Origin of the sequence: Halomonas alkaliantarctica (assembly GCF_029854215.1) — a bacterium.
Classification (GTDB): domain Bacteria; phylum Pseudomonadota; class Gammaproteobacteria; order Pseudomonadales; family Halomonadaceae; genus Vreelandella; species Vreelandella alkaliantarctica_A.
Window position 1 is genome coordinate 2,389,735 of the sequence record NZ_CP122961.1, and the last position, 19,312, is coordinate 2,409,046.

A 19,312-nucleotide genomic window follows, 5' to 3' on the forward strand; every position below is an offset into this window, starting at 1 on the left:
GTGCTCCACTTTCCTAATGCACGGGCTGTCCAGCGCGTGCTCTGAATTCGGTGCCGTATCGACGGGATGAAACCGCCCGATAAAAAGATACGGATGAAAAAATGCGCCTACCCTACCCCAGCCCTTAGCTAAGCGCCAGTGGCAACCAAGTCGTAGGATGAATCCGTAGATTTCAGACAACCAAGGTTATATTTCAGATAAATAGTAGCTAGACACTAGACTGCCACCAGCATTACAGCAACCCAAAAGGCATTAAGACAAACAAAACGCCCCCACCAAATAGGCGGGGGCGCGGTCAGCTAAGGTACTGTTCTAGCGTTTAGGCGGCGTCTTTTTGCCCTTCGAAGTGCTAGCGGGTTTAGCCGCTGGCTCACTGACCGGTTCGTTAGTCGCAGCCGATTTTGGCGCCGACTCCTCGGCCACGGGCTTATCCTCGAGCACGGGCTTACCCTCGGCCAAAGGCTTATCCTTGGCCACTGGTGCAGCCTTAGCAGCTTGCGTCGCGGGCGGCTTAGCCGTATCAGATGCTGGTGCAGGACTAGCTTTTTCAGCGGCCTTGGCTTGAGCAGGCACTGCTTCAACGCTTGACGCCGATGTCTTCGCAGCAGCGGGCCTAGCCTTCGCAACCGATTTTCTGGCTGCGGGTTTGTTCGCTGCCGGCTTGCTCTCTACAGGCTTGCTGGGCCTTGCCTTATCAAACAGCGCTTTAACCTGATTAAAGCGATCAGCAGTATGCTCTGACAGATCGCCACTAGCAGCAAACACGTGCTCAAGGTGGCTTATATAGCCATCAATATCTTCATTGCTGCTACCTGTGAGCAAATCAGGCAATGAGTTCAACGCCAGTTCGCGATCCAGCTTTAAGATAAAGAACTGCTCGCGCACCAGACGTTTAAATTCACTGAGTTTAATGCCGGGTTCAAGCTCCGCGCGTGATGCGCGTAGCCGCTTAAAGTTACGCTCATCCGTGGCTGGGGCACCACCTAGCACGTAGATCAGCGAACGCATAACCGCTTCATGGGCACCACCTTGAGCAATTTTCTTGAGCAGCTCTTCCTGGCGCTGTTCAATAAAGCGGCGGTGCTCGGGCTCTGCCCCTGGGCGGCGGCGATGAACATGGGCGTCCCCATACAGGCCAACCGCGGCTTGTAACAGTGGCTGCCCGTAGATATCCATGAACATTTTTTCTGTACTGCTATCGCGTAAATCGCGCATCGCGTTGAGACTCGCCACCAGTTGATCCGACCCCATCGTTTCAAACGCTTTAAACAGGTTGTCGTGTGACACTGGGTGACGATCTTTACGCACCGCTTCCGCCATCACTGGGAGCGGCACTGAAAGCGGGTTGCGGTCAGAAAGCAGTTTGTAGCCCAATCGGATCGGGTGCATACGCCGAATAAAGCGGGCAGACTCTGGGGTCATGATGGCTTTTATCCAGGGCTGCATAAAGAGCCTGTACAAACCCAAATTGATTTCCGAGATCCGTGCCACTGTGGCAAAGCGACGATCGTCTTCAGGCTTGTGCATCACAGCCTGATCTAACTCTTCAAAGTTACGCGGCATAAATTCGAGCAGGTAGTCACGCTCAAATAGATCAGCATCTTCGCCTTTTTCGGCCGGGGATATGGCGGTTTCATAAAGCCCTGGCGGTAGTACGTCGATGTAATCCATATTGGCTGTGAATTCGGTATGCTCTTTTCGCGACACGCTGCCAGAAACAAAAATACCTAGGTGGCCGGTAGTATCGTGCTGGCAATAAACGATAGTTTGCTCGTTCGCGATAATATCATCGGTGTTTTCATATAAATCACGTATCCAGCCCAATGCTTGGGGCGGCGGCGTAATATCGTCGCCACGCGAGCAGAAAACGACTATTGGCGAGCGCACATTGCGCAGGTCGATTCGGCGCCCATCATGGGTGACCAACTGCGCGGTAGAGAGTCGATTGCCAACAAACAGGTTATCGACAATATACTGAATCTCTTCACCGCCCAATACGACGTGCCCTCCCCACCAGCGTTCAAAATCGAGGTATCGGCCGGCTTCCGTATCGATGTTGTCGTAAAGGTGATACTGCTTTTTCCAGTAGGTATTAGCCGGATTGAGGCGCTCAAAGTTCTGTACCAACCACGCTCCGTCAAACAAGCCATCGCCAATATCGCTAGTGAGCGCCGTAATCCAACTGCCACCCACCATACCGCCGGTGTAACGCATCGGGGCTTTGCCGTGCTCACCTGCCCAGTAAGAGAGCGGCGCACCGGCAATCAGGATTGGCCCAAAAACATCCGGCTCTAAGGCTGCCGCCATCATGATTTGCCAGCCCGCCTGACAATTGCCTACGACCATCGGCTTTTCGGTGGTTTCGGGATGAAGTTCAATCACATGACGAAGGAACGCAACTTCCGACTCAACCACATCCTCGACGGTTTGACCCGGCTCAGGAAACGGCAAAAAACCAATAAAATAGCAGGGGTGCCCCGCTTTAAGCGCTACGCCCAACTCACTGTCCGGCTTAAAGCCACCAATCCCTGGCCCATGCCCGGCACGCGGGTCTACCACTACAAAAGGGCGCATTTCTGGATCAGTTGCCGTCCCTTCGTGGGGCAGCACGCGCAGCAACTCATAGTTGGTTGGCCGCGGTAGCGACCGCCCATCCATCAGCACTTCGGTATCAAAACCCAATACGCTGGGCTTTGTTTTCTCCATATGCTCAAGGTACTGATTGCCACGTTCACGCATAACGTCAAGATAAAGAACGCTGCGTTCAACGCTATCGCGCCAGTAATCAAAGGCGGCACGCCCAAACCCGAACGGGTCGATAAAAGACGTGATCGCCTCGCTGCCTGGCACGTTTGTGGAACCATTTTGTTGCTTTAGCCATGCGCCGACAAAAGCGTTGGCAGGAAACAAAGGATTGGCGAGTGGGTTGGCAAGAAAGTTCATAGGGTCTCCCATAGGGTTGGTGCATCGGCACCAGACCCGACAACAAAGATGCTGCAATGCAATATAGTTTAGGCCACTACGTCCGCGGCGTCGATCTTTAACCCTGATAATTACGCCTTATGCGACTAATTACCTCCTGTTTAGGCAGTGTCGAAGATTCAGTGTTAGCATGCTTTGTCCTGGCGATGAAGCCTGATTTTGGTATTAACCCTTACGGTACAAGGGTGTCCACTGCGAGGTTGCTATGTCGTCCCCTAATCTGCTCCATCGCCGCCATTTTCAAGCCTCCTCCAGCCCCTTGACCAGCCACGGTGTAGCCTGTTTACCGATACTTTCACCCTGAAGGCGAGTAGTGGCTTACGGTGTCTTGTTAATAGCGAGATATGTTACATTAGTGGTAACTAGCACGATAAAATGTCGTGCATACTTCGTATTAATTAGCTTTCAATTGGCAGGCTTTGAACGGGGTTAAACCCTTTTATACCTTCGGCCTACCGCACAGAAGAGAGGCTCTGTCCCTATGAGCAATAACCCCTCGCAGCGCGTGTCCAGCGGTGAAAAATACCGTAACGAGCATGGCATGTCGGTGATCAAGGATGGCATGAAGCAGCGCAAAGCGCAGCCAGAGGCCCCTTCTGTTGAGCTTGAGCGAAAACCCAAGTGGTTACGGGCACAAATCCCCGGCGGTGAGCGTTTTGAGGCGGTCAAGAAAAACGTCGCCACCCATCGACTAAGCACCGTTTGTGCCGAATCCCACTGCCCCAATATGGGCGAGTGCTGGAGCAACGGTACAGCCACTATCATGCTAATGGGCTCGGTATGCACCCGCGCCTGTCGATTCTGCGCGGTAGACACCGGCAACCCCCAAGGCTGGCTAGACCACGAAGAGCCCGAAAACACAGCCAAATCCGTAGAGCTTATGGGTCTGCGTTATATCGTACTGACGTCAGTCGACCGTGACGACCTTGACGATGGCGGCGCAACTCACTACGCCAACTGCATTCGCGCGATCAAAGCACGCACCCCCGAAGTAGTAGTGGAAGCTTTGACGCCAGACTTCGATGGTGAGCTTGCCGCTATCGAACGCGTCGTCGACTCTGGTCTGCAAGTATTTGCCCAGAACGTGGAAACCGTGGAGCGGCTGACAGGCCGCGTGCGAGACCGTCGGGCAGGTTATCGTAAAACCCTTGATGTCCTCGCCCATGCCAAGCGCTACCGCCCAGATATCATCACCAAAACCAGCCTGATGCTGGGCTTGGGTGAAACCGATGAAGAGATTTTGCAAACGTTTGACGATCTGCGTGAGATTGGTGTCGATATTGTCACGCTAGGCCAATACCTACGCCCCACCAAAAATCACCTGTCGGTGGAGCGCTGGGTAACGCCTGAAGAGTTTGATCGCTACCGCGTGATTGGACTGGAAAAAGGCTTTATGGAAGTGCCTTCTGGACCGCTGGTGCGTTCGAGTTACCGCGCCGATCGCGTGTTTGAGAAAAACAATCTGGGGCTCGCCTCACCTGCCGCGGTTCCCGGCCAGGAACAGGAAGCAAACCCCAATATTATTCCAGCGTTCAACGTCGGATAAGCCTGAATCAAGCGCTATACGGGGCTTACTGCTACTGAGTTGGCTTTAAGCCCCGCTTTATGAGCCCCGTTTAAACCGGTTTTTTAAAACAATGGCCCAGTTTTCATAGCGGCGATTGATCAACACTAACCAATTCGCGATTTAGCCGTTTGGCCAGCGCTTCGGCCAACTGCTCACCTACCCGATGATCGCTTGGCAACGTCACCAATTCAGCCAACTTCACCATAGGCATACCCGCATAGCCGCAGGGGTTAATGCGCAAAAAAGGCGCTAAGTCACCATCTACATTTAACGCCACGCCGTGAAAGCTTGCCCCGCGCCGAATACGTAGGCCGAGTGAAGCAATCTTCGCCTCACCCGTTTCTGTCATCACATAAACACCGGGGGCATCGGGCCGAGCTCGGGCACTTACACCGTAGCTATTCAAAACGTCAATCACGGCATTTTCCAGCGCAGTAACTAAATCGCGCACGCCAATTTTGCTCCGCCGCACATCCAGCAGCGGGTACAGCACGACCTGCCCCGGCCCGTGATAAGTGACCTGGCCTCCCCGATCAACGTGCACCACAGGGATATCACCGGGCAGTAACAAATGCTCAGGTTTGCCAGCCTGCCCTTGGGTAAACACCGGATCATGCTCGACCAACCAAAACTGATCTGGGGTTTGTGCATCCCGTGTATCGGTCAGGGCGCGCATAGCCTCCCAAACCGGCAGGTAGGCTTGATGTCCCAAATCGTGCAACTCAATCGGCACGGCATTATCCACGTTCACACCACCATATGCACACGGCCGGTGGCCTTGAGCTCCTCAAACAGCTCTTTAATATGCTGCTCTCCGGACGCCCTAATTACCACACGCACCGATTGAAAACGACCGTTGCGGCTGTCAACCACCTGCATGGTCGTCGCATCAAAATCAGGGGCATGGCGCACAATCACCTGACATACACAGGCAGGAAAGTCCTCGGCGGCATCACCGACGACTTTTAACGAGTAATCACAAGGAAAAGTGATTTTAGGCGGCTCTTGCACCGCCGGTTGGCGTAAATCACGCAACCCTTGAGGAGCACCTTTTTTCATAACAAACCTATTTCGCAAAGACTGTATTTTAACAAAGACTGATTTTCACAAAGACTAGGCTCATTACAGATATACGCTAGAGCCAATCAACCTACCGGTCGTAAGGCTATAATTAATCCGTAAAATTACTAATCAGATTACTAAAGAAGCGCTGCACTTGATCGAACAAGCGTTTAAAGAGTCCACCCTCTTCGATGTTTTCCAGCGCCACTAGGCGGCGTTCACCGACCACTTCGTCACCCAAATGAACTTCCAGCGTCCCGACCTCATCGCCAATGGCAATCGGAGCCTGAAGGTCTGTGTCGAGGTTTAGCCGTGCGCGCAGCTCTTCGTTGCGGTTGCGCGGCAGCGTCATAAAGACCTCTTCATCAACACCGACGCGTAGCTCATTGATATCGCCACCCCAAACCCGCGGCGTTGCCAGCACGGCACCACGCTCATAGAGCTTCATGGTCTCAAAGAAGCGGAAACCGTAGCTAAGTAGCTTTTGGGTTTCCTGCGCGCGTGCTTCGTCAGAATTGGTGCCCATCACCACTGAAATCAAGCGCATATCTTCACGCTTTGCCGATGACACTAGGCAGAAGCCTGCTTCTGTTGTCCAGCCAGTTTTCAGACCATCTACTGACGGGTCGCGCCACAACAAACGGTTACGGTTGGGCTGATCAATACCGCCATAAGAGAAAGTGCGCTGGGAGTAGATTTCGTAGTGGTCGGGGTAATCATTAATAATATGCCGGGATAACCGCGCAAGATCATGGGCCGTTGAGTAGTGATTTTCAGCCGGCAGCCCAGTAGCGTTCTGGAAATTGGTGTTATCCATGCCCAACCGCGTGGCATGCTGGTTCATCAGGTCGGCAAAGGGGGCCTCGCCACCCGCCAAATGCTCTGCCATGGCGACACTGGCATCGTTACCCGACACAATAATGATTCCATGAAGCAGGTTATCAACTGAAACCTGATCACCTACCTCAATAAACATTTTCGAGCCGCCGGTACGCCAAGCGTTCTCACTAATATTAACCATATCAGTGAGCTTGATGGTGCCACGATTTAGCTCACGCTCGACCAAGTAGGCGGTCATTAGTTTTGTCAAACTCGCCGGAGGCAGACGTTCATCGGAATTATGCTCGGCCAAGATACGGCCACTATTAGCATCCAACAGAATCCACGAACTTGCCGCTAACTGAGGGGCTGAAGGAATAATGGTCTGCGGCTGCGGAACTGCTGGTTGCGGAACTGATTGGGCACTGGCAGGTACGGCAACTGTGACCATGGCAGCAAAAAGGCACAGCCGTGCAGAACGACCAATGGATGTAAACACGTTCATACGATTGTCTCACTTAACTTGAAAGCTTACCTGCAAAGCTTGCTTGTAAAAACGGCGGCGCGTAAGACGCGCCACAAGGAATAATAGGGGGTGAATTATCGCACAACAAAGACCTGGGGGAACCCTGCTTGGCGCAGTGTTTCTCGCGCCTGAGTCTCTTGCCCCGGCGTAATGGGCCCCACTTGGACACGATAAACGTCGGCGTCGCTCGTAATACGCACCGCATGGGGCTGTTCATGTTGTAAGCGCTGCTGTAACTGCTGAGCCCCTTCAGGATTACCTAGCGCCGCGATCTGTAGATACACTGCGTCACCTGTCTCACTCTGACTAGACGGTGACTGCGAACCTGGCGATGCGGAAGCTGGTGCTGATGTTGATGCTACAGACACCTCTGGCGCAGTCGCTGCCTCCGCCCCCCTTGCCTGCGTGGAAATGTTACCGCCTCTGCCGCGCTCGGCGAGCCACTGCTCAGGATTGATCGCTTCAACTTTAACTGACCCGGTACCGTTCTCAAGAAAGCCCAAGCGTGAGGCTGCAGCGTAGGAGAGATCAATCTCCCGGTCGCTATGGAAGGGACCACGGTCATTTACCCTGACAATTACCGACTGCCCGTTATCTACATTGGTGACTCGCGCAAATGTGGGCAGAGGCAACGAACGGTGCGCCGCTGACATTTTATACATGTCGTAGATTTCACCGTTAGACGTCGCATAGCCATGAAATTTTTCGCCATACCAGGAGGCCGTGCCACGTTTTTCATAGCCTGATGCATCAGGCAGTACGTGGTAGGTTTTACCCCATACTTCATAGCTAGAACGGTTTCCAGCACGGGACGGCTGCTCAATCCGAGGCTCGGCATCAGGCACCTTGGTAACGTCCGGCGGCTCAAGCGGATAGGCATCACCACTCATGGCATAGCGACCACCGCCGGTATTGGCTGACATCGAATCAGGGGCCGTCGTTGGCTGACTGGGGCTGGCGGGCGCGTCTACCCGTTGAGTGCCATTACTGGCACAGCCGCTGACCAGCACTAACAAGGCGATTACGCCACTCGCTCGCCGGGTCATCGTCAGTTTTCTATTCATGCCTCATCCTCATGCAGTTCAGCAATCGCTTCTGCCAACTCGGCTACGGCCATGGCATAGAGGTGGCTATGGTTGTAGCGAGTGATCACATAAAAATTATACTCGCCTAATCGATAACGGGTTTCCCCATCGGCAAATTCAAGCGCCAGCGGTACAACCAATAAATCACCATCTAACGGTTCGCTGGGTTCAAGCCCATTCGAGGCCAGCTGAGCAATGCTCACCATGGGAGGTGACGTTTGATTAAATGAGAGTTCCTGCAGTAGATCTACCGGCAGTACGTCGGGTCCACTGGCCTGATGGTAAATATCAGCTCCCGGCTGCCAATTATGTTCTGCAAAGTAGTTAGCGACGCTGCCAATCGCATCGACCGGATTTTCCCAAAGATCACGACGCCCGTCGTCATCAAAATCCACGGCATAGGCTTGATAACTGGTGGGTATAAACTGCGGATAACCCATGGCTCCCGCATAGGAGCCACGTAGTTCGGCAGGATCGACCTGTTGCTCGTAGGCGATCCGTAAAAAGGCCGCTAGTTCACCGCGAAAGAAGTCGCCCCTTGTCGGGTGGTGAAACGCCAGCGTAGCCAGTGAATCCAGAACGCGGTGCTGGCCTTTATGGCGACCATAATAGGTTTCAACGCCAATAATGGCGGCAATAACCTCGGCGGGTACGCCGTATGTGCTTTCAGCTCGTGCTAAAGCGTCGGCATGGGCGTCGATAAATTCCGCGCCCTCTTTAATACGCTGCGGGGTCAGAAAAATAGCCCGGTACTCATGCCACTTAAGGCGTCGTTCTGCGGCTCCTTTCATCGCGTCTAACACGCTCTGGGTGTAATCCGCCTGCCCTAGCGCTTCTTCCAGCCATACTTGGGGCAGCCCTTGTTCCACCAGTTCTTCCATTAGCGCTTGGGTGTCTGCATTCTGCTGAGGCGCAAAGTGCTGAGGAACAGCGGCTTGAGATTCCGGTGAAGGCTGATCGGCAAACACCACAGGCGCTGCACAGCAAATCAGCGCGGCCAACACATAGCTGCTCGTCTTCCCTTGAACCTTGTTCATTGGCTCTCCACTCTTGAGCTATTCATTCCAGAATCATCCATGCCTGAGTTTTCCATTGCCGAGCAACATAAATATCGAACAACAAGGCGTCTGAACCAGGGCTAGCGCGACAGCAACCGGCGGTGAGCATGTATCGACATGAGAATACCGAAACCCGCTAACAAGGTCACGCTTGAGGTGCCACCAAAACTGACCAACGGCAGCGGCACACCCACCACGGGTAGAATGCCGCTCACCATCCCCATATTGACAAACACGTAGATAAAAAACGTTAAAATAATGCTGCCCGCGACCAAGCGACCAAAGGTGTCTTGTGCTGCGCTTGCCATCCACAAACCGCGGCTCACAATCAATAAATACAGACACAGCAACACTAACATACCGACCAACCCAAACTCTTCGCCAAGAACGGCAATAATGAAATCCGTATGCCGCTCCGGCAAAAACTCGAGCTGTGACTGAGTGCCTTGCAACCAGCCCTTACCCCATAACCCGCCACTGCCAATGGCCGTGGTCGATTGGATTATGTTCCATCCAGCTCCCAATGGGTCGCTTTCAGGGTTAAGAAACGTCAATACCCGTTGGCGCTGGTAGTTATGCATATTCATCCAGAGCAGGGGCACCCCCGCGGCTCCAAGCGCTGCAATAAATCCGATCAAACGCCACGACAAGCCTGCCAGCAGCACCACAATCAGGGCTGCACTGGACACCAGCAGTGAGGTTCCTAAATCTGGCTGGATCGCTGTTAGCACGACAGGCACGCCAATAATGACCGCACACACAACAATATCACGCAGCCGAGGCGGCAGTTCGCAACGATTAAGATAGGCAGCCACCATTAACGGAGCAGCGAGCTTCATCATTTCCGAAGGTTGAAAACGAATCACCCCAGGAATCACTAGCCAACGCTTAGCCCCCATCCCCACATCGCCCACCACATCAACGGCAACTAGCATGGCGACACCGACGCCGTAGGCGAGCGGCGCCCAGCGTAAAAAAGTAGACGGCGAAAATTGGGCAATAATCACCATTCCTACCAGCGCAATAGCAAAGCGCACGCCCTGGGAAATCACCACATCAATGGATTGCCCGGAAGCGCTGTAAAGAACGATTAAACCACTCCCCATCAGCAGTAACAGCAAGCCAAGCAGCCAGGGGTCGATATGAATCCGCTCCCAAATACTTTTGCGCCTGGCGATGCCACTTTCGGGCGGACGCACGGGGTGGCCACGCATCGAACGGGCTATATAATGCAAGGGCATGGCTTAGTTACCCTCCACATTGGCATTATCTTCTTCTAACACTTCGCGCACTTCATCTACGTCCGGGGCATCATCCTCAAGTAACCAGGCATCGGTCATGGCGCGTGCTAAGTGAGCCGCATGGGTACTGCCACCGCCAGCATTTTCAACAATCACAGACACGGCAATCTGGGGGTCCTCCAACGGCGCAAAAGCCATAAACAGCGCGTGATCACGTAGCCGCTCGGCCAGCTCATCGGCGTTGTAGCGCTGATCCTGCCCTAGCGAGAATACTTGTGCCGTGCCTGATTTACCGCCCATACGGTACTCAAGGCCCACACCGGTTCGGCGGGCGGTGCCTTCACGGCCACTAATCACTTTTTCCATACCGCTGAACACGCGATCCCACCAGCTATCGTTGTCGAGTTGAATATCATCTAACGTATCTGGTAGATCCCTTGGGACAGGGGTATCGCCAATCTGGCGGGCCAACCTTGGCTTTACCCAGTGACCGCGATTGGCCAACGTTGCCGTAGCGCTGGCAAGCTGAAGAGGCGTCACCTGCCAATAGCCTTGCCCGATCCCCACCGAAAGCGTTTCACCGGGGTACCAGGGCTGGTTAAAGCGGCCGCGCTTCCAATCTCGCGAAGGCATCAAGGCAGTGCTTTCCCCTTGTACGTCGTGAGCAACGCGCTGACCAAAGCCAAAATTACTCATTTGCTCATGCAAATTATCGATACCCAGGTCGTGGGCCAAGGTGTAGTAATAAGTGTTATTAGAGACCGCAATGGAGCGCTCCATATCGACACGGCCATGCCCCCAACGCAGCCAGTTACGGTAGCGACGGGAATCATTGGGTAACTGAAAGTAACCGGGATCATTAATAGTGCTGTCTGGAGTGATCACGCCCTCCACCAAGCCCGCCAGGGCAAGAAAAGGCTTGATCGTAGAGCCTGGTGGATAGTGTCCGCGAATAGCGCGATTAAACAGCGGTAGGTCAAGGTCTTCCTGCAAGCCGCGGTAAGAAGCAACATCAATCCCAGTGACAAACTGGTTACTGTCAAACCCTGGGGTCGACACCATTGCAAGTATCTCGCCTGTTGCCGGGGCGATGGCCACGATAGAGCCGCGACGTCCATCCAGCAGTTCATAGGCCAGCATCTGCATGGACTTGTCTAACGTTAACGTCAGATTCGCCCCCGGCACCGGATCAGTGCGGCCAAGCTCCCGCAATACCCGCCCACGGGCGTTCGTTTCTACTTTGCGCAAGCCTGCTTGGCCGTGCAATTCCTCTTCGTAAAAACGCTCAATACCAGTTTTACCGATAAAATGAGTCCCCGCGTAACGGCCCGCATCCAGCGTTTCCATCTCTTCAGCGTTAATACGACCCACATACCCCAAGGCGTGCGCCATTATTTCAGCATCGGGGTAGTAACGCAGTGGCTGGGCCTCTATCTCAACGCCAGGCAGGCGGTGACGATTAACCGCTAGGCGGGCAATTTGCTCTTCACTTAGATCACTGGTGAGTAGCGCGGGCTGGAAGGGCCGCTGTCGTTGGCGCGAGCGCACATTGAACGCCTCAATTTCTTCTTCAGGCAGTTCAAGCAGGTCGACCAATAGCGCCAGGGTTTCATCTAGATTATCGACACGCTCGCGAACCAGCGTCAGGTTGTAAGTGGGACGGTTTTCAGCCAGCAGCACCCCGTTACGGTCATAGATCAAACCGCGGTTCGGCGGCAGCGGCTCGACACGCACGCGGTTGTTTTCGGAGCGCGTACTGTACATATCATGCTGGACGATCTGTAAATAAACCAAGCGACTCGTTAGCAAGCCTGCAAGTGTAAAAACGACTAACACCGCGAGTAACGCTCTAACACGAAAAATACGCAGTTCTTGCTCGGAGTTTTTTAGCGTGTTGGGGCGCTTGAGCATGGCAACGATGACTCTCAAATCAAACAATCAAATCAAACAAAGGCACAGCAAGCCATAACAGTGATCGCTCACAATCTCAGTCAGCCGTTAGCGGTGATAAGGGTGACCTATCAACAATGTCCAGGCACGGTAGAGCTGCTCGGCCAGCATAATCCGCACCAGCGGGTGAGGTAGCGTCAGCGGGGAGATTGACCACTTTTTATCTGCCATTGCAGATAGCGAGGGCTCAAGGCCATCTGGCCCACCCACAAGCAAGACAATATCGCGCCCGGCCATGCGCCAAGCGTCGGCTTCTTGTGCCAGCTGTTCGGTGGTCCAAGGCTTACCTTTGACTTCCAGTGCTACCACGTATTCATCGCCACGCAGCTTGTCGCGGATTCGCTGCGCCTCCTGGGCGCGCGCTTTGCCAATATCCGCGTTTTTTCCACGCTGACCGAGGGCAATTTCCTCTATCTCGAGATTAAAATCTCTCGGTAGCCGCTTGCGGTAAGTGTCAACGCCCTCTTCTACCCATCCAGGCATTTTGCTTCCCACCGCCAACAGCCGGATCCTCATGACATGCCGGCTCGCTCTTGGAAGCGCTCAAGGGACTCGCCAATAGCCCCCGAATCACTTGGCAGATCGGCCCACAGTCGCTCTAAGTCATAAAGGATACGTGCCTCTGGCATCATTACATGGACAACAACATCACCCAGGTCGACCAGCACCCAGTCTGCGTTATCGCCACCTTCAACGCCCAACGGCCCAAGCCCTGCTGCCTTGGCTTTTTCCACGACGTTTTGCGCCAGCGCAGCCACATGGCGTGTCGAAGTGCCACTGGCAATTAGCATGAGGTCGGTAACCTCGGTTAGTTTGGCAACATCCAACTGCGTAATGTCACGTGCTTTCAGTTCTTCTAGCGCGTCAACCGCTAGATTTTTCAATGTATCGATGTGCATGACTCCTAAAGACAACCTTATTGGTTAATCGGTCAATAAAGCCCGCCATTGTAACGGCTTCTTTGATGACTGCCAGCGCTATTCGCGCTGTCGATAAAGACCGCCCTGCTCAATGGCTCGTTCAACAGGGTCTGGCAGCAAATAGCGTACGCTTTTCCCTGCTTCCAAGCGCTCGCGTATATACGTCGCTGAGATAGCCATTAGCGATGGCAATTCCAGCGGCAGATAGCCACCACAGGGGAACTGCATCAATGCTTCTACGCTATCGACTCTGCGATGTTCCACCAGTTCCATTAATGATGCCGGGAGCTGATAGCTATAGCCTGGCCTGGCAATCACCACCAGGTGAGCAAGCTCAAACAATCGCTCTGGCTGGTGCCACTGGGTGAGCCGTAGAAAAGCATCAAAACCAATCGCCATCACCAAACGTGCCTGGTCACCAACCTCGGCGCGCAGCTCGGCCAGCGTGTCGGCGCTGAAGGAGGGGCCACCACGCCGCAGCTCGCGGTCATCGGCGACCAGTCCCGGGGTGTCACCGATACCCGCGGCTAATAGCGCCAACCTCTGTTTTGCCGAGACTTGAGGGCGCCCACGTAGCGGCGGCTGTTGAGCGGGGATCATGTGTAGCCGATCCAGCGACAGCGCCTCATGCAACTCTACTGCGCTGCGCAAGTGACCCAAATGAACAGGATCAAAGGTGCCGCCCAACATGCCGATACGTTGCTCCGTATGACTCATGCCACCACCCTATTGACGCACCTGGCCGTCACCGAACACCACGTATTTCTGGGTGGTTAGGCCCTCTAACCCAACCGGCCCACGGGCATGAAGTTTATCGGTGGAAATCCCAATCTCGGCGCCCAACCCGTACTCAAATCCATCTGCAAAGCGGGTAGAGGCATTCACAATCACCGAGCTGGAATCGACTTCCGCCATAAAGCGGCGGGCGAGTGAGTAATCCTGGGTGACAATCGCATCAGTATGGTGAGAGCCGTAGTGCTCAATGTGAGCAATCGCCTCATCAATACCATCGACTACCTTGATGGCCAGCACGGGGGCCAAGTACTCGGCATACCAATCTGCTTCTTCGGCTGCTGCGGCCTGGGGCAACAGTGCCTGTGTGCGCTGACAACCACGCAGTTCGACCTCGTATTCGGCATAAGCGCGAGCCAACTCCGGCAGTAGCAGGTCAGCAATCGGCGCATCTACCAGCAACGTTTCCATGGTATTACAGGTGCCGTAGCGATGGGTTTTCGCATTAACGGCTATGGCTAACGCTTTGGCGGGGTCTGCGGTGGTATCGATGTACACATGGCAAACGCCGTCTAAGTGCTTGATGACCGGTACGCGTGCATCACGACTGATACGCTCAATCAGCGACTTGCCACCGCGCGGTATAATCACATCAACATATTCCGGCATGCTGATCATTGCTCCCACCGCCGCACGATCAGTGGTTGCGACCACCTGTACGCTTCCAGCTGGTAGCCCCACATCAGCTAATCCTGCTTGAATACAGGCGCTAATGGCGGCATTTGATTGACTGGCTTCCGACCCGCCACGCAAAATACAGGCGTTGCCCGATTTCAAACAGAGGCTTGCGGCTTCCAGTGTCACATTCGGTCTTGACTCGTAAATAATCCCAATAACGCCCAGCGGCACGCGCATTTTGCCCACTTGGATACCGCTAGGCCGATAGCGCATATCGCTAACTTCGCCCACCGGGTCGGGCAAGCCCGCTACCTGATGCAGCCCTTCAATCATGGCGTCGATACGTGCATCATTTAGGGCTAAACGGTCTAGCAGCGCGCTCTCCAGACCATTCTGACGGCCACGCTGTAAATCCTCAGCATTGGCATCTAGTATCTGACCACGCGCTTCTGCCAACCGGTACGCCATGGCCATCAGAGCACGGTTTTTCAACCCTGAATCCGCCCGGCGCAGTTCGCAGGCCGCACGCCGCGCCGCCTGCCCCAAGGCCTGCATATAGGCTGGCACATTCCCAGCAGATAAGTGCTGATCGGCCTCGTCTCGGAACAGTGTTGAAGCGCTCATAGTGTCTCCGTACGGAAGGGGGTTTTCATTTTTTTAACAAGTCGAGTGTAGCCGTTTTACACGCTTTGCTTATATTACGGCATTTCACCGTTATACTAAGGACGTTTAAGGCACTAATGTGTGTCGTACTCGCTTCTTATCCTACAATTACTTCACTTGATGAGATACATCTGGTTATTCAGGACAAATAGTAAGTCACCATGCAAAGTAAGTACAAAATCCGCCTGCTACGTGCCAACCTTTTAGCCGCTGCAGTTGCCTTGGCATTATGGACACCGGCTACCCCCCCCGCTGCGGCCCTAGTGCTGTGGCTATCAGTCGGCTGGCTGTTCATCACCGCGCTAATACTTGATTTTAGCCACCGCCACTCGCGGGGATTGCCGTGGCAAATTGTGCCTGGCTCGCTGCTGCTGGGTTTAATTGCCTCAGCGCCAGAGCGACACAGCATTTTAATCTGGGCGTGGGCCGCGATGCTGATGCTGCCACAAAATAATTGGGTAGCCGCTTTCACTCTCAGCGCTGCGCTGGTGAGCGCTGTGATGGTAGCGCCTCTAATGGACGCGCCGGCGTTTATTCTGCTGATTTGTTCACTGCTGGTACTGGGCCTGCTTGCCTTATCAAGAGCCCAGCAACTTATTGATATGAACGGCTCCATTCGCCAGCGCCTGCGGTTAATTCCGGGCCTTAACCTATGGGCCGGTGAACAACTACTGCGGGACATCAGCCGAGAACAAACTCGCTGTGAGCGCGAAGGTGTTCATGCGGAACTATTTATTCTTCACGTAAAACGCCACCAGCTGTGGCCCACGGCTCAAAAACTGTGTGAGCTAACCTATGATTTTGAGAACGTTTACCGCTTAAGTAGCACAACGCTGGTGACATTGATTCTCGCTCGCTCACCTAAAGAAGCCTCGCAACGACGCAGCCAACTGCTCGCCGATCTACCCGACAATATCACCAGTGAGCACCTTGAACTAATTGATATCGAACCGGCAACGCTTTCGGTGTTTGAGATCAGCAAACTACCGGCTGAACGAGTGCGGGAGACGATATGATTGAGCACCACATTCCCAAGCGGCTGATGACGCTCGCCTATACCGCCAGCGTCGCGCTGATGGCGGGCTACGCGATGTGGCTTTACGCCATGGGAGATTACCGCGACCTGTTAATCCCCACCTTTATGACCATGCTGCTTACGTCAGCTCTACTAATGCATATCGGGCAAGGGGTTAAAAGCTACCTACCGCGCATTATTCTACTGTGCGGCACTTACTCTGTAGTGTTGGGCGCTTTCTACTATCAGCCTCAGGTATCGCCTATTTGGCTAGGCCTGCCCATTACCGCGGCTTTTGTACTGCTACCGCTATGGGCCGCATTACTGATCAATATCGTCGTTGGGCCATTGTGGTGGCTGCTCCCCTCGGTCGCCTCTGCGCCACCGGCCATTATCGTGGGCTATGCTGCCCTAACGCTGTTGCTAGCACTGCCCCGCTGGGAACACGCCCGTCGCCAGGCGCTCCTGCGTGCCACTGACCCAAATGACAGCGACTGCAATGCATACCATATTGATACGCTAAAAGAGCGCTTACACAGCGAGTTCCAACGTGCTGCCATGCTCAATCAGCAACTGGCTGTGCTGGTTTTGCATTTGCCGCAGCTGGATATGGCAGAAGAGCAGTTTGGACATCGTGCGCAATCGGCAATGCTGGGGGCGCTGTGCGGTGAGGTGAATAGCCGTTGTCGCGATCATGACGTGCTTGGCCGCGCGGACAGCGCCACTTTTTGGCTTGTTCTACCTGACACTAGTGAAAGCGGCGCTCTGTTAGTGCGCGAGCGCTTGCAAAGAGCACTCTCACAGCGCGTATTAGTAGAAACCGGCCAATTAGAAGCGCGAATAGCGGCCTGCTTACCCTGCCAAACAGAGTCCTTTGAACATTACATCAAGCGCCTGGAAACACGCGGCGCGGCCCTCGCCAACGTCTAGCCTACCCTTTTTCAATGCCTCCTAACTGACGCTGGAGTACGCTGTGCCGATAGCCGATATGCTCCAATCATTAACGCCATCGCCGCCGCTAATCATCTGCGTGGTGTTAGTGATTGCATTAGTAGAATCACTTGCCCTAGTGGGGTTACTGGTACCCGGAGTGGTTTTAATCACTACCGCTGCTTCCCTTGCGGGGCACCAGGATATTGACCTGGCTTGGCTAATTGGTGCCGCTTTTATAGGCGCTGTTTTAGGTGATGGGATCAGTTACTCCCTGGGCTTTAAGCATCGAGAGCAGGTTACACACAGATGGCCCCTGTCCCAGCACCCTGAATGGTTAGGTCGCGGGGCACGATTCTTTGAGCGCTATGGGATATGGTCGGTGTTTATCGGTCGGTTTGTTGGCCCAGTGCGGCCCATTATTCCGCTGGTAGCAGGCATGATGCGGATGCCACCGCGAACTTTTATTTGGGCCAACGTAACCTCTGCGGCGCTGTGGGCACCTACCTATATACTGCCAGGCTACTTGCTGGGGCGCACCTGGCAGCACCATTTGGATATACCGCCGGGATTAGAGAATGCCTTACTCATACTCGCGGCGATTATTGTCGTGCTCGCCGTGATTTTCTCGTGGGGTCGGCACCAGGCGACAAGGCATGGCCGACTTTACCGGGCAATTGCCGGAAGCATTCGCCGCGTGCCGCTACTACGTAGGCCGTGGCTAGCGATGAGCCAAACCGGAGATGTTCCATTGGCTTCACTACTGCTGCTGGTAATAGCGCTGGGGAGTCTGTCTGGCTGGACATTGCTGGTTATCACCCACCATGGCCCGCTGGAAATGGATCTATTCATTCAGCAACTGTCCTCCCAGTTGCAAAGTGATCTTTCTTACCTCATGGGTAATATTTTTGCGCGAATCGGCGACACCCTGGGCATTATCGCTTTAACACTGCCTTGGGCGGCGTGGATGTTGGTGAGTAAGAGATGGGAGGCTTTGCTGCACTGGTGTGGTGCCTTTACTGGCGTTGCCTTGCTAAACATTGTGGGCAAAGGAGTATTTGGGCGCGCTCGTCCAGATACACCTGATTACCTGACTGGCTCGTTTTCCTACCCCAGTGCCCATACGTCAACGGCCGTGGTACTCGTGGGCCTTACAGCGGCGTTCCTTGCGGCCGAAATGCCCCGCCAAAAACGCTTTTGGCTGTACTGGATAGCATTAGCGCTTGCGTTGCCCATGGCGCTATCAAGACTGGTGGTGGGTGTACACTGGTTCAGTGATCTGGTGGGAGGTGCGCTACTCGGCTTGGTCGTCTGCGCCCTCACGCTGCTGCACTGGCAGCAGCAGCCCCGCGCTCCTATGCGCCCCTGCCCGTGGCTTCTACTCAGTGTGGCATCGCTGGTGCTTATCAGCGCCCGCGTCGGCTTCTTGCCGCCGGTTTAGCTTTAAATCGATACCGCTTTAACCAAGGGCGAGCCACAGGCCGACCCCAATCATCAGTGTTCCGGCGATGCGGTTAAGCAATCGCACATTGCCGCTTTTACCAAGCACATTGCGTAGCGTTTTGCCGCCAGTGGCGTAAACCAGCATGCTGGCAAACTCAATGGTCAAAATTACCGCGATCAGCAGGCTGAGCTGCCCCGGCAATGGACGGCTACTATCCAAAAAGGGCGGCAGTAACACCATAAAAAACGCCCACCCCTTGGGATTTGCCACTGCGGTAACAAAGCCTTGCATAGCTAACTGTAGGCGGCTTGCAGGCGGACCCGCATCTAGCTCACTGGGGATCGCCATGCGCCCACGTGAGCGCCACATCATGATGCCCAAATAACCCAGGTAAGCGCCACCCACCCACTTAAACAGCACAAACAGATCTGGCTGACGCAGCATCAATGCAGCCACACCCGCGCCTGCGGCGGCAGCCACAAAGCCAACGCCCAGCAGCTCGCCTATCATCATCCACAGCGTACGTTTAACGCCTTGGGTCATCCCCAGTACCATGGCGAGGGTCATGCACATACCGGGGGTCAGCGAAACAAACAGAAACGTTGGTACAAAAACCGACAGCGTGGCCCACGACATCATA

General features: G+C 54.3%; 17 protein-coding genes. 4 read left to right on the plus strand and 13 right to left on the minus strand.

Annotated features, from left to right (window positions below):
* Positions 1-312: 312 nt before the first annotated feature.
* Positions 313-2,943, minus strand: a complete 2,631-nt coding sequence (locus tag QEN58_RS10940) for a DUF3141 domain-containing protein (protein ID WP_280103695.1) — start codon at positions 2,941-2,943, stop codon at positions 313-315.
* Between the two features lie 520 nt (positions 2,944-3,463).
* On the opposite strand from QEN58_RS10940, the gene lipA reads away from it, so the two are divergent.
* The gene (gene lipA, locus QEN58_RS10945) at positions 3,464-4,528 is read left to right on the plus strand and encodes a lipoyl synthase (RefSeq protein ID WP_280103696.1); all 1,065 of its coding nucleotides are present in this window, start codon (positions 3,464-3,466) and stop codon (positions 4,526-4,528) included.
* Positions 4,529-4,631: 103 nt separating this feature from the next.
* Here the strand turns inward: lipA and lipB are convergent, their stop codons facing one another.
* The 11 genes from lipB to QEN58_RS11000 all read right to left on the minus strand — a co-directional run bounded on the left by lipB (position 4,632) and on the right by QEN58_RS11000 (position 15,244).
* Positions 4,632-5,294, minus strand: coding sequence for a lipoyl(octanoyl) transferase LipB (lipB, locus tag QEN58_RS10950; RefSeq protein ID WP_280103697.1), 663 nt, complete (start codon positions 5,292-5,294; stop codon positions 4,632-4,634).
* A 2-nt stretch (positions 5,295-5,296) separates the two neighbouring features.
* Entirely contained in the window at positions 5,297-5,608 is a 312-nt protein-coding gene (locus tag QEN58_RS10955; protein ID WP_280103698.1) for an HP0495 family protein, read from the minus strand.
* Between the two features lie 112 nt (positions 5,609-5,720).
* A complete protein-coding gene (locus QEN58_RS10960) occupies positions 5,721-6,935 on the minus strand; it encodes a D-alanyl-D-alanine carboxypeptidase family protein (RefSeq protein ID WP_280103699.1) in 1,215 nt (404 codons plus the stop codon).
* Between the two features lie 95 nt (positions 6,936-7,030).
* Entirely contained in the window at positions 7,031-8,020 is a 990-nt protein-coding gene (locus QEN58_RS10965) for a septal ring lytic transglycosylase RlpA family protein (RefSeq protein WP_280103700.1), read from the minus strand.
* The gene (mltB, locus tag QEN58_RS10970; RefSeq protein WP_280103701.1) at positions 8,017-9,078 is read right to left on the minus strand and encodes a lytic murein transglycosylase B; all 1,062 of its coding nucleotides are present in this window, start codon (positions 9,076-9,078) and stop codon (positions 8,017-8,019) included. The genes QEN58_RS10965 and mltB overlap by 4 nt, the downstream gene beginning before the upstream one ends.
* Before the next feature lie 101 nt (positions 9,079-9,179).
* Complete coding sequence (rodA, locus tag QEN58_RS10975; RefSeq protein WP_280103702.1) at positions 9,180-10,340, minus strand: rod shape-determining protein RodA; 1,161 nt, start codon at positions 10,338-10,340, stop codon at positions 9,180-9,182.
* Between the two features lie 3 nt (positions 10,341-10,343).
* Positions 10,344-12,251: a penicillin-binding protein 2 gene (mrdA, locus tag QEN58_RS10980; RefSeq protein ID WP_280103703.1), complete on the minus strand. Its 1,908-nt coding sequence runs from the start codon at positions 12,249-12,251 to the stop codon at positions 10,344-10,346.
* Positions 12,252-12,338: 87 nt separating this feature from the next.
* Positions 12,339-12,806 carry a 23S rRNA (pseudouridine(1915)-N(3))-methyltransferase RlmH gene (rlmH, locus tag QEN58_RS10985; protein WP_280103704.1) on the minus strand — a complete coding sequence of 156 codons (468 nt, stop codon included), beginning with the start codon at positions 12,804-12,806 and terminating at the stop codon, positions 12,339-12,341.
* Positions 12,803-13,189 (minus strand): ribosome silencing factor, encoded by a 387-nt coding sequence (gene rsfS / locus QEN58_RS10990; RefSeq protein WP_280103705.1) that lies wholly within the window; start codon positions 13,187-13,189, stop codon positions 12,803-12,805. The genes rlmH and rsfS overlap by 4 nt, the downstream gene beginning before the upstream one ends.
* A 78-nt stretch (positions 13,190-13,267) precedes the next feature.
* A complete protein-coding gene (gene nadD, locus QEN58_RS10995) occupies positions 13,268-13,927 on the minus strand; it encodes a nicotinate-nucleotide adenylyltransferase (protein ID WP_280103706.1) in 660 nt (219 codons plus the stop codon).
* Positions 13,928-13,936: 9 nt separating this feature from the next.
* Complete coding sequence (locus QEN58_RS11000; protein ID WP_280103707.1) at positions 13,937-15,244, minus strand: glutamate-5-semialdehyde dehydrogenase; 1,308 nt, start codon at positions 15,242-15,244, stop codon at positions 13,937-13,939.
* A 200-nt stretch (positions 15,245-15,444) separates the two neighbouring features.
* Here QEN58_RS11000 and QEN58_RS11005 point away from each other — a divergent pair, with 200 nt between their 5' ends.
* The 3 genes from QEN58_RS11005 to QEN58_RS11015 are packed head-to-tail and all read left to right on the plus strand — an operon-like array spanning position 15,445 to position 18,669.
* Positions 15,445-16,299 carry a hypothetical protein gene (locus tag QEN58_RS11005; protein WP_280103708.1) on the plus strand — a complete coding sequence of 285 codons (855 nt, stop codon included), beginning with the start codon at positions 15,445-15,447 and terminating at the stop codon, positions 16,297-16,299.
* Complete coding sequence (locus tag QEN58_RS11010; protein ID WP_280103709.1) at positions 16,296-17,228, plus strand: diguanylate cyclase domain-containing protein; 933 nt, start codon at positions 16,296-16,298, stop codon at positions 17,226-17,228. Before QEN58_RS11005 ends, QEN58_RS11010 begins: the two co-directional genes overlap by 4 nt.
* A 43-nt stretch (positions 17,229-17,271) precedes the next feature.
* Positions 17,272-18,669, plus strand: a complete 1,398-nt coding sequence (locus QEN58_RS11015) for a bifunctional DedA family/phosphatase PAP2 family protein (RefSeq protein ID WP_280103710.1) — start codon at positions 17,272-17,274, stop codon at positions 18,667-18,669.
* 18 nt (positions 18,670-18,687) lie between these two features.
* Here the strand turns inward: QEN58_RS11015 and QEN58_RS11020 are convergent, their stop codons facing one another.
* Positions 18,688-19,311 (minus strand): LysE family translocator, encoded by a 624-nt coding sequence (locus QEN58_RS11020; protein WP_280103711.1) that lies wholly within the window; start codon positions 19,309-19,311, stop codon positions 18,688-18,690.
* Position 19,312 lies beyond the last annotated feature (1 nt).

Excerpts from the sequence above, each read along its gene's own strand:
- QEN58_RS10940 (WP_280103695.1), bottom strand. The coding sequence starts at position 2,943 with ATGAACTTTCTTGCCAACCCACTCGCCAATCCTTTGTTTCCTGCCAAC.
- lipA (WP_280103696.1), top strand. The coding sequence starts at position 3,464 with ATGAGCAATAACCCCTCGCAGCGCGTGTCCAGCGGTGAAAAATACCGT.
- QEN58_RS10955 (WP_280103698.1), bottom strand. The coding sequence starts at position 5,608 with ATGAAAAAAGGTGCTCCTCAAGGGTTGCGTGATTTACGCCAACCGGCG.
- QEN58_RS10960 (WP_280103699.1), bottom strand. The coding sequence starts at position 6,935 with ATGAACGTGTTTACATCCATTGGTCGTTCTGCACGGCTGTGCCTTTTT.
- QEN58_RS10965 (WP_280103700.1), bottom strand. The coding sequence starts at position 8,020 with ATGAATAGAAAACTGACGATGACCCGGCGAGCGAGTGGCGTAATCGCC.
- mltB (WP_280103701.1), bottom strand. The coding sequence starts at position 9,078 with ATGAACAAGGTTCAAGGGAAGACGAGCAGCTATGTGTTGGCCGCGCTG.
- rodA (WP_280103702.1), bottom strand. The coding sequence starts at position 10,340 with ATGCCCTTGCATTATATAGCCCGTTCGATGCGTGGCCACCCCGTGCGT.
- mrdA (WP_280103703.1), bottom strand. The coding sequence starts at position 12,251 with ATGCTCAAGCGCCCCAACACGCTAAAAAACTCCGAGCAAGAACTGCGT.
- rlmH (WP_280103704.1), bottom strand. The coding sequence starts at position 12,806 with ATGAGGATCCGGCTGTTGGCGGTGGGAAGCAAAATGCCTGGATGGGTA.
- rsfS (WP_280103705.1), bottom strand. The coding sequence starts at position 13,189 with ATGCACATCGATACATTGAAAAATCTAGCGGTTGACGCGCTAGAAGAA.
- nadD (WP_280103706.1), bottom strand. The coding sequence starts at position 13,927 with ATGAGTCATACGGAGCAACGTATCGGCATGTTGGGCGGCACCTTTGAT.
- QEN58_RS11000 (WP_280103707.1), bottom strand. The coding sequence starts at position 15,244 with ATGAGCGCTTCAACACTGTTCCGAGACGAGGCCGATCAGCACTTATCT.
- QEN58_RS11005 (WP_280103708.1), top strand. The coding sequence starts at position 15,445 with ATGCAAAGTAAGTACAAAATCCGCCTGCTACGTGCCAACCTTTTAGCC.
- QEN58_RS11010 (WP_280103709.1), top strand. The coding sequence starts at position 16,296 with ATGATTGAGCACCACATTCCCAAGCGGCTGATGACGCTCGCCTATACC.
- QEN58_RS11020 (WP_280103711.1), bottom strand. The coding sequence starts at position 19,311 with ATGATGTCGTGGGCCACGCTGTCGGTTTTTGTACCAACGTTTCTGTTT.